The 7,389-nt window shown below is 38.5% G+C and carries 10 protein-coding genes and 1 pseudogene; 7 read left to right on the forward strand and 4 right to left on the reverse strand.

The genetic code is table 11. The annotated features are described in order from the left end of the window. Positions 1–338: 338 nt before the first annotated feature. Entirely contained in the window at positions 339–614 is a 276-nt protein-coding gene (locus IV64_RS03545; RefSeq protein ID WP_057705796.1) for a hypothetical protein, read from the forward strand. 70 nt (positions 615–684) lie between these two features. On the opposite strand, the gene IV64_RS03550 is transcribed toward IV64_RS03545, so the two are convergent. After that, positions 685–1,347 (reverse strand): helix-turn-helix domain-containing protein, encoded by a 663-nt coding sequence (locus tag IV64_RS03550; RefSeq protein ID WP_057705797.1) that lies wholly within the window; start codon positions 1,345–1,347, stop codon positions 685–687. A 131-nt stretch (positions 1,348–1,478) separates the two neighbouring features. Between IV64_RS03550 and IV64_RS03555 the strand changes: the two genes are divergently transcribed. From IV64_RS03555 to IV64_RS14635, 6 genes are all read left to right on the forward strand, one after another. Further along, positions 1,479–1,688: a helix-turn-helix transcriptional regulator gene (locus IV64_RS03555; RefSeq protein ID WP_057705798.1), complete on the forward strand. Its 210-nt coding sequence runs from the start codon at positions 1,479–1,481 to the stop codon at positions 1,686–1,688. A 140-nt stretch (positions 1,689–1,828) separates the two neighbouring features. Then, positions 1,829–2,083 carry a hypothetical protein gene (locus IV64_RS03560; RefSeq protein ID WP_057705799.1) on the forward strand — a complete coding sequence of 85 codons (255 nt, stop codon included), beginning with the start codon at positions 1,829–1,831 and terminating at the stop codon, positions 2,081–2,083. Further along, the gene (locus tag IV64_RS03565) at positions 2,080–2,913 is read left to right on the forward strand and encodes a bifunctional DNA primase/polymerase (protein ID WP_057705800.1); all 834 of its coding nucleotides are present in this window, start codon (positions 2,080–2,082) and stop codon (positions 2,911–2,913) included. Before IV64_RS03560 ends, IV64_RS03565 begins: the two co-directional genes overlap by 4 nt. Continuing rightward, positions 2,873–4,480, forward strand: coding sequence for a DNA primase family protein (locus IV64_RS03570; protein ID WP_057705801.1), 1,608 nt, complete (start codon positions 2,873–2,875; stop codon positions 4,478–4,480). The genes IV64_RS03565 and IV64_RS03570 overlap by 41 nt, the downstream gene beginning before the upstream one ends. Before the next feature lie 313 nt (positions 4,481–4,793). Next, on the forward strand, positions 4,794–5,213 hold the full coding sequence (locus IV64_RS03575; RefSeq protein ID WP_057705802.1) for a hypothetical protein: 420 nt from the start codon (positions 4,794–4,796) through the stop codon (positions 5,211–5,213). After that, the gene (locus IV64_RS14635; RefSeq protein WP_157061020.1) at positions 5,203–5,352 is read left to right on the forward strand and encodes a hypothetical protein; all 150 of its coding nucleotides are present in this window, start codon (positions 5,203–5,205) and stop codon (positions 5,350–5,352) included. Before IV64_RS03575 ends, IV64_RS14635 begins: the two co-directional genes overlap by 11 nt. Positions 5,353–5,365: 13 nt before the next feature. On the opposite strand, the gene IV64_RS03580 is transcribed toward IV64_RS14635, so the two are convergent. The 3 genes and pseudogenes from IV64_RS03580 to IV64_RS03590 all read right to left on the reverse strand — a co-directional run. After that, positions 5,366–5,824 carry a phage terminase small subunit P27 family gene (locus tag IV64_RS03580; protein ID WP_057705803.1) on the reverse strand — a complete coding sequence of 153 codons (459 nt, stop codon included), beginning with the start codon at positions 5,822–5,824 and terminating at the stop codon, positions 5,366–5,368. Between the two features lie 197 nt (positions 5,825–6,021). Beyond that, positions 6,022–6,636, reverse strand: a complete 615-nt coding sequence (locus IV64_RS03585; protein ID WP_057705804.1) for an NUMOD4 motif-containing HNH endonuclease — start codon at positions 6,634–6,636, stop codon at positions 6,022–6,024. 62 nt (positions 6,637–6,698) lie between these two features. Beyond that, a pseudogene (locus tag IV64_RS03590) lies at positions 6,699–6,998 on the reverse strand (helix-turn-helix domain-containing protein); the annotation flags it as partial. Between the last annotated feature and the right edge of the window lie 391 nt (positions 6,999–7,389).

Consider the following 7,389-nt stretch of genomic DNA (forward strand, 5'->3'; position numbering starts at 1 on the left):
TGCGCTCAAAACGTCACTCCCTCTAAACTGAATGGAAAACCGTAACCCGTCAAGTCGAATATAAAGAAAATTACTGAATTTAAGCGAATGGTCTAGGAATAAACCAAGAGAATTTCACAAAGTATATTTACCGATAAATCAGGGATTGAATAGCTAGACCAATTGTTTCCCAGAAATTTTCACAAAGGTAAAATAACAGACCGTTGTTTTATCAGGGTGAATGGTGGTTACTTGGGATAAGCCGCATTATGTGAAGTAGAAATTGGTATACTTAATCGTTATATTATATAGTGGATAGAGGAAGTCTATTCAAATATAAAAGTAAGGTGGTCATTTAAATGACAGAAATTAATAAAGAATATATGAGTAAGGATGAAGTTATTAAAAGTTTATCGGATACACCTATAGGTTTAGATGTTGAAAACGAGGGGACGCGTGAAGGAACAATCGTTGATGGTGAAAAGTTTTATAATAAGATGCTTTTGTTTGACCCAGATAGATTTACTCATTGTAAAAATGATAATGAGATTACTGTTGCGGCCAACAAAGGCCTTGACGTTAAGGATAAGTTAAATGCTGATGAGTGGGGTATTAAGTCAGAAGAGCACGAATAATTATAGTAGGCCAGTAGATCACTTAACGTGGTCCGCTGGCCTATTTTTATCATTAGAGGTTCCGCTGAATTTAAGTGTTATTTTTTCTAAGATTTCTAACAGTGTTAATTGATCCTAATATGATTTGCTTATCTGTTTCAGTCAAGAGAATATTGTCTAAGTAAAAGGGACCGTTTGGTAGCTTAGATTCTAAGAGGTTCAAGTCTTCTACATTATTTACACCTTCAACGTAAGCATTAATTTCCTTGATAGAGTTTTTTTCGTTCTCTATTTTTTTTATAATGTGTAGTTGGTATTTTTGATCTAATAGTTGTTCGTCAGTCGATTCTGTTACCTTATCAAATCCAAGGACGGAGATATAAAATCTGAATGCAGCCATTTTTATGCTTTGAAAGTTGCCTACTAGTATTTTAAATTTTGGTAGGCTAGATTCAGGTATTTGTATTTGGTTCGACACTGTATTGATTGAGTCGAAATTAATACTTATATAGTCGCAAGCAGACATTAACAATATATATATAGCATTTTTAATTTGCTCATCACCGCCCCCAAATCCAGTTGCTAATTTTAAAATTATTTCTGGGCTTGGTAGACTGCCACGTTTGCCGTTTTCTAGTTGTGATATATATGGATGAGACAGGCCAGATTTTTCATGCAGTTTACGAACAGTTAAGTTAGTTTTCCAGTTTACTCTAGTGAATTTCAAGATAGAAGAAAAATTCGCTTGTGCCATTTTATTCACTCTCCTTTAATAATCATCATATCATTTTTTTGGTTGCAAATGAATATTTTTTTGTTTTTCGGTTGCTACCGAATAACAATAGTGCTAATATTGGTTTTGTACCAAGAAAGGAGGATAAAAAAATGAGCTTTAAACTAAAAGACAGTGAACAGGTTCGCGCTTTAATTAGCTATTCAGGAAAGTCACAACGTACTTTTGCCGAATCAATCAACGTTAGCCATAGTTACTTGTCACAAATACTTAATGATAAAAGGAACGTTTCCCCTGCCGTGGCTTTAAAAATTGCAGATGGAGTTGGTGAGACAATAGAATCTATTTTTTTACTAGTTTAGGTTGCTGTTGAATAACAAAAATGAGGTCAGTCGCATGGGAGAGCATACAAAAAAAGACCTACTTTGCTTTGGACAGCAGTAGGTCAGATAATCAGGAATGTATGTTTCCCTTATTTTAACACGAATAAGGAGAATGGAAAATGAATATTGAAGATTTACACGGTGAAATCATAAAAACTCTTGGACTTTACGAAGCACTTTCCGAAATTGTTGATAGTTTAAGTGATTCATTGGAAGAAAACAAGCAAAACAGCAGTATGGTTCAATACAACTTAAAACGTGAAATTCGACCATTATCTTCATTGACTTGGGCGATCAATGACGAGTTGATTAAAATTGCTGATGCTACTGATGAATTAACTATTAAAAGTGCTAGGGCTGGTGTTGAAAAATGAAAGAGTTCGCAACACTTGATAAAGCAATGGAACTGGCCCAGCGAGGCTATGCGGTTTACCCACTGATTGAGAGTATGAAGAAGCCACCTAAAGGGGTGGCCGGCTACCAAGCCGCAACTAATGACCAGAACACCATCTTTGCATGGTTTGAAGATCACCCAGCCTATAACTTAGGTTTGCGCCTAGATTTATCGGATTTATTAGTTGTTGACATTGATATGCACGATCCAACTAAAAACGGCCGGACTAGCTTGACGCAACTATTTAAGCAAGGGCTAACATTGCCGAATGATACCTACATTGAAGGAACGGCTAACGGTGGATTACATTACTTTTTGAAATACGCAGGTGCTAAGGTTCGCAAAGTTGACGTTTGGCCCGGTATTGATTTGCTAAGTGACTTCACGGTGATTGCACCAAGCGAGATTAACGGCAAACCGTATGAACCCTTAGATGGTCGAACATTGGCTGATATTAAGCCGGCTCCTCAATGGTTAGTCGATAAGTTGGCGGGCCAAAAAGTGAACTGGACGTCAGAACACGCCTGTACAACACACCAAAAGAAGTATACCGGTCGATTGCTGGACGAAATGGTAACTGGAACAGTCCAAGGCAATCGCAACGCTTGGTTAACTAAAATGATTGGAAGATTGTTTGTTACCGGCGCCGAGCCAGAAACTATTTACGAATTAGCTTGTTCAATTAATGAGCGATTTATTGATCAGCCACTAGAAACGAAAGAAGTTACCACGATTTACAACTCAATATTGAAACGGGAGATGAAGCAATTTGAACGAAATTCCATCAGAAACTCAAGAATTGCTGGCTAATTACCATGATAAGAAGCGGTTATCCGTAGTTGTATCAAAAGACAGCAACGCCATCGACGAGGGATTAACCCCAATAGATGTAAATTTCATTGAAGCTCCCGATCCTGACACTTTAAAAAACCCGGAAGCACTGAAAGAATTTAATAAACAGCTTAACCAACAAGTGCCATCATGGATTAATGCATATTACAAGGCTGATGGCAAAAACGACCCCAAGCCTGTTTTTAAAGTCTTTGTTAGTGAAATAGTTTTAGGCGATAAGCTGATTAAGCATGATCATCTGATTAGTTTTCCAATGCTAAAAGAGGGTGCTGTTTACCTTGATATTACCGGGACTTGGCGAATGTTTAAAGATAAAGAAGCCGTTAATTACATTGAAAGCCGCCTGACGCATATTCTAAAGCCGTGGGGCGTTTACAACGATGGGAACATTGGTAGGGTGCGGCGCTACACTCAACGTTTCATGTATCAAGCTAACCAGCGAGACAACCCATTTGACCATGCTAACCCTAATTTAGTTGCCTTTAGAAATGGCACGTTCAATATGGCAACCGGAAAAATGGAATCTAAGAACCCTGAAAACTATTTGCTGAACGGCCATGACTATGATTTAGACGTTAGCGGTATGATGACACCCCGAACAGACGCATTACTTCGAGATATGGTTGGCAATGCTGACACGTTCTTAAAAGAATACATCGGCTATGGTTTCTATCACAGTTACCGGCCATTTCAAAAAATGGTGTTTCTTAGTGGTAGTGGTGGCGAGGGTAAGACAACATTTCTCATTGATCTTCTCGCCCGGACACTTTACGGGGCTGGTAATTATGCGGCCGTTGCGCCCAACGAATTAGCTGGCAATGACGCACGTTTTAAGCCAGCACAATTGTATGGCATGGAAGCCAATATTGTTGCCGATATTCCCAAGGGCTATCTTAGCAACACGGCTGTTTTGAAGAAGCTAAGCGGGGGGGATAGTCTAGACGCGGAATTTAAGGGCATGCAAAACTTTACCTTTATCAACTACGCCAAGATGATTTTCAGCGCGAATGCCTTACCATCATTTACCGACTCATCTAATGGCATGACGGACCGGCTGGTTCTAATCAAGTTCATCAACGGCAACACCCGAACAGTCAATAAGGATTTTTGGAAAGAACATGATATGCAACTCGTCAAGGATGAAAGAAGCGCATTCGTGTACCAGTGCATTAAAGCATTCATGGCGGCCATGGAACGCGGTTCACTGACTGAAACGGACGATATGAAGCTTGCTCGTGATGAATGGGTCAACCTGAATGACCACTTCGGCCAGTTCATTGAAGAAGCTTGTGAGATTGATACCAGCAAGGACGAGGGCGATTCTAGTAAGAGTGTAGTTGCTGAATATAAGGCGTTCTGCTTAGAAAACAACTACTCCGATAAGACCACCGCACAGACGATCACCGAAAACCTGAAAGCGTATGGGGTGCAGAGAATTAAAAGCCGTCGAGGGATTGATGATAGTAATAATATTTGGAGATTTAAAGGTCTTAAACTAACGAAAAGCTATATCACACAACTTTAGGAAACGGAAATGTTCCATGAATTTATAAATTGTTCCAACATTGTTCCAATAGTGTTCCGCAAAATTCCTTAGAGCCACAAGGTTTGTTCCATAAGTTCCAACATTTATCACTGTTAAAAATAAAATTAAAAATAATATGAATATATAAAAAAATATATACGCATAGGGTGGTAGTGGTTAAAACTTGGAACTTATGGAACAAGGCACTAGTAACGTTGATATGGAGGGGTTATTGATGTTCCATAAATCGGAAAAACATGGAACAGGTATGAAAAAAAGTTGGAACAGAATTTTTTAAAAGGAGATTACAATAATGAAAATTAAGTATCCACAATTGGTCGAAAAGGCCTTTGATATTTTAAGCAAGTCGGTGCCATTAAATATGTCTAAAGCAAATAGCATTAAAGCTGATATTTACCGAGAATTAGTTGCTGAGGGTGTTTTGGATAGTAATGGGTATCCAACACAATTGGCTTTTGATAAGGGCCTAGTTGATAGTGGCCAACATCAAACATTAGCCGAATATAAGCGAGAGTTTCCACAGTTTAAGGGATTTTCCTCGGATCATTTCAAGTTTACGACTGCCGGTTGGGGAGTAGACAACTATGTTATGCGGTCATTGGCTTACAAGTCGTTAGCTGAAAGTGATAATGAGTATGATCGGCAAAGGGCACTGAATACGTTATTTCAGATTGAAGAAATAGAAAGGGAGACCAACAATGATGAAAACTAAGATTGTTCATGGCAATAGTGTTGAACAAATGCTTGAAAGAGCTAAGCAACTTGATGAGTCTTTAGGAGTAGATTACGAATTGATAGACACCGAGACGGACTTCGTCAAGATTAGTGACAATGAAATATTTTGCATTTAAGAAGTAGTCTTTTTTACCCTCCTAGAAATTCTTTCATACGATCACTAATGCTTCGCTCGTCCTTGTGATCATCTAAGTTTAATTTGAGCAAATCACTACGTGACTTAGGAGATAGTCCCAATTCAGCGCCTAGTTTAGTCAGATTTTTAACCGCTGAATCGTAAATTTGTGTCATCGGGTTTCGCTTATAACCTAAAAAGTCCTGACCGATTTTTTGACCAGTCTGGTCTTGCAACGTCTTATAGATTGCTTGAACTTCACCGTTCTTTTGAATGTGCTTATAGGCGTTGCGGTAAATCTCATACTGAGAAGCATATTGCTCCACAAGCCCGCTATCAATGCGCTTAACTGGGGTATTTTCTTCTAAAAAAGGCACTAATCGGCGCCAAACGACCTTAGCTTGCCGGCCCAAGTAAGCTGGCGGTGTACGTGATAATTGCCCGTTGTTGACGTCTTTATCCGCTTTTTTCATTTTATATGCCTCCTTTCACTATTTGGTGACCCCCCCTACCTAAAAAAATTCAAAAATTGTTTCTATCACAAGATGACGGCAATGTGTGTGCTCTTCCTTGGCCGTATAAGGGGCGGGGGGTTGTTTTAAACTTTGTTTTGTATCAACACACGTTAGCAATTTAAAACGTCTTAGAAACGATTTTAAGAGCGAATAGACTATTGAACTACTTTGAAGCTAAAGTCCCGTTTCTTTTGTCTAAACAAATATGAAATTCGACCGTCCTTAATGCCCTGAACAATTTTGTTGTAACCAATTTTAAGAACCTTTGAAGCAACATCATTTGAATTGAATAATATCTTAGTCCCTGTGACGTTATTAGTGACGACGAATTTACTTCCTTTTGATTCAGATAGTTTGTTATTGTGGTTTCCGTAGTTGCAGTTATATTTGCGATTACACCACTCTAAATTGTCAGCTCTATTATTTAATGTGTTCTCATCTTTGTGATTTACTTCGTTATTGTTTTCAACACGATGAACAAATGACTCGGCTACCAAGCGATGAATGTATTTACGTTTCTTACATCCATCTTTAGCGAGTTGAACGCTTAGATATCCATTGCCATTGTTACACCCAGACAACATCACTCCGTGCTTTTTACGACCAATAGTATCGTATCGTTCAACACTCCTCACATTACCGAAACAAATAACTTCATAATATCCTTCATAACCTTTAACTGGTTTCCAAACTTCTTCCATCATGACTGGATTGAAGTCAATATTTGAGACAGGTTTTAAGAGACATTCAGAACCGCGTTTACCTTCCACAGCTCAAATAAATCATTAATCGTGATTAATAACTTATTTGAACCATGGAAAGCATTAAATCAGGCGGCGTAAAACTCGGGGTTCTTCTCAAGCATCGTCTTGGGTCGACACCGCTCCCGCCGCTGAGCGTGCAGATAAGCTGCCGTATCAGCAAAGTAAATCAACGCTACCTTATGCCCGGGAATTCGCTGTAGAACGGAGCCACGAGTGATCTCACGCGAAATAGTACTACGAGAGCGGTTGAGTTCGCGGGCAATCCGTGCTTGGGAGAATCCCTGATTGAGCAGAGTTTCAATGCGAACGCGATCAAAATTTGATAGTTGTTGGTAAGCCTTAGAGATGGTACGCTTGATGTTGGTCATGATGTGCCTTTCTTATGTGCTTGGTTGCTTATAAGAATAGGTCATCATGGCCTTTTTGGTCTATTTAATTATGTGTTGCACTTAGATTGTAAACGCGGGAAAATAATAATTTCAATTTAGATACATAGTTCTTACAGTTGGTTATTCAAATTTTGTTGCTAAGGTTATAAAGAATCTCTGAACAAAGTAATTAAAAAATTTTGGCTTAAAGCAGTGGAATCTGCAACAGTTTTTAAGTATTTAAAGCATAACAAACTTAGTTAAGTGCAAGTATAAATTGAATTAAAAATACATTCAGTTTAACAACAGCAAAAACTGATTTTATGGTTATCAGCAGACCGAGTGAAACGAGGTCAATGCGCACTTACACATAGAATAAATTCTATGTTGT

This window comes from Lactiplantibacillus xiangfangensis (genome assembly GCF_001438845.1).
Classification (GTDB): domain Bacteria; phylum Bacillota; class Bacilli; order Lactobacillales; family Lactobacillaceae; genus Lactiplantibacillus; species Lactiplantibacillus xiangfangensis.

What these genes read in the sequence shown, in the direction of transcription:
- IV64_RS03580 (WP_057705803.1), bottom strand. Translation starts at nt 5,824, where the DNA reads ATGAAAAAAGCGGATAAAGACGTCAACAACGGGCAATTATCACGTACA.
- IV64_RS03545 (WP_057705796.1), top strand. Translation starts at nt 339, where the DNA reads ATGACAGAAATTAATAAAGAATATATGAGTAAGGATGAAGTTATTAAA.
- IV64_RS03560 (WP_057705799.1), top strand. Translation starts at nt 1,829, where the DNA reads ATGAATATTGAAGATTTACACGGTGAAATCATAAAAACTCTTGGACTT.
- IV64_RS03575 (WP_057705802.1), top strand. Translation starts at nt 4,794, where the DNA reads ATGAAAATTAAGTATCCACAATTGGTCGAAAAGGCCTTTGATATTTTA.
- IV64_RS03550 (WP_057705797.1), bottom strand. Translation starts at nt 1,347, where the DNA reads ATGGCACAAGCGAATTTTTCTTCTATCTTGAAATTCACTAGAGTAAAC.
- IV64_RS03555 (WP_057705798.1), top strand. Translation starts at nt 1,479, where the DNA reads ATGAGCTTTAAACTAAAAGACAGTGAACAGGTTCGCGCTTTAATTAGC.
- IV64_RS14635 (WP_157061020.1), top strand. Translation starts at nt 5,203, where the DNA reads ATGAAAACTAAGATTGTTCATGGCAATAGTGTTGAACAAATGCTTGAA.
- IV64_RS03565 (WP_057705800.1), top strand. Translation starts at nt 2,080, where the DNA reads ATGAAAGAGTTCGCAACACTTGATAAAGCAATGGAACTGGCCCAGCGA.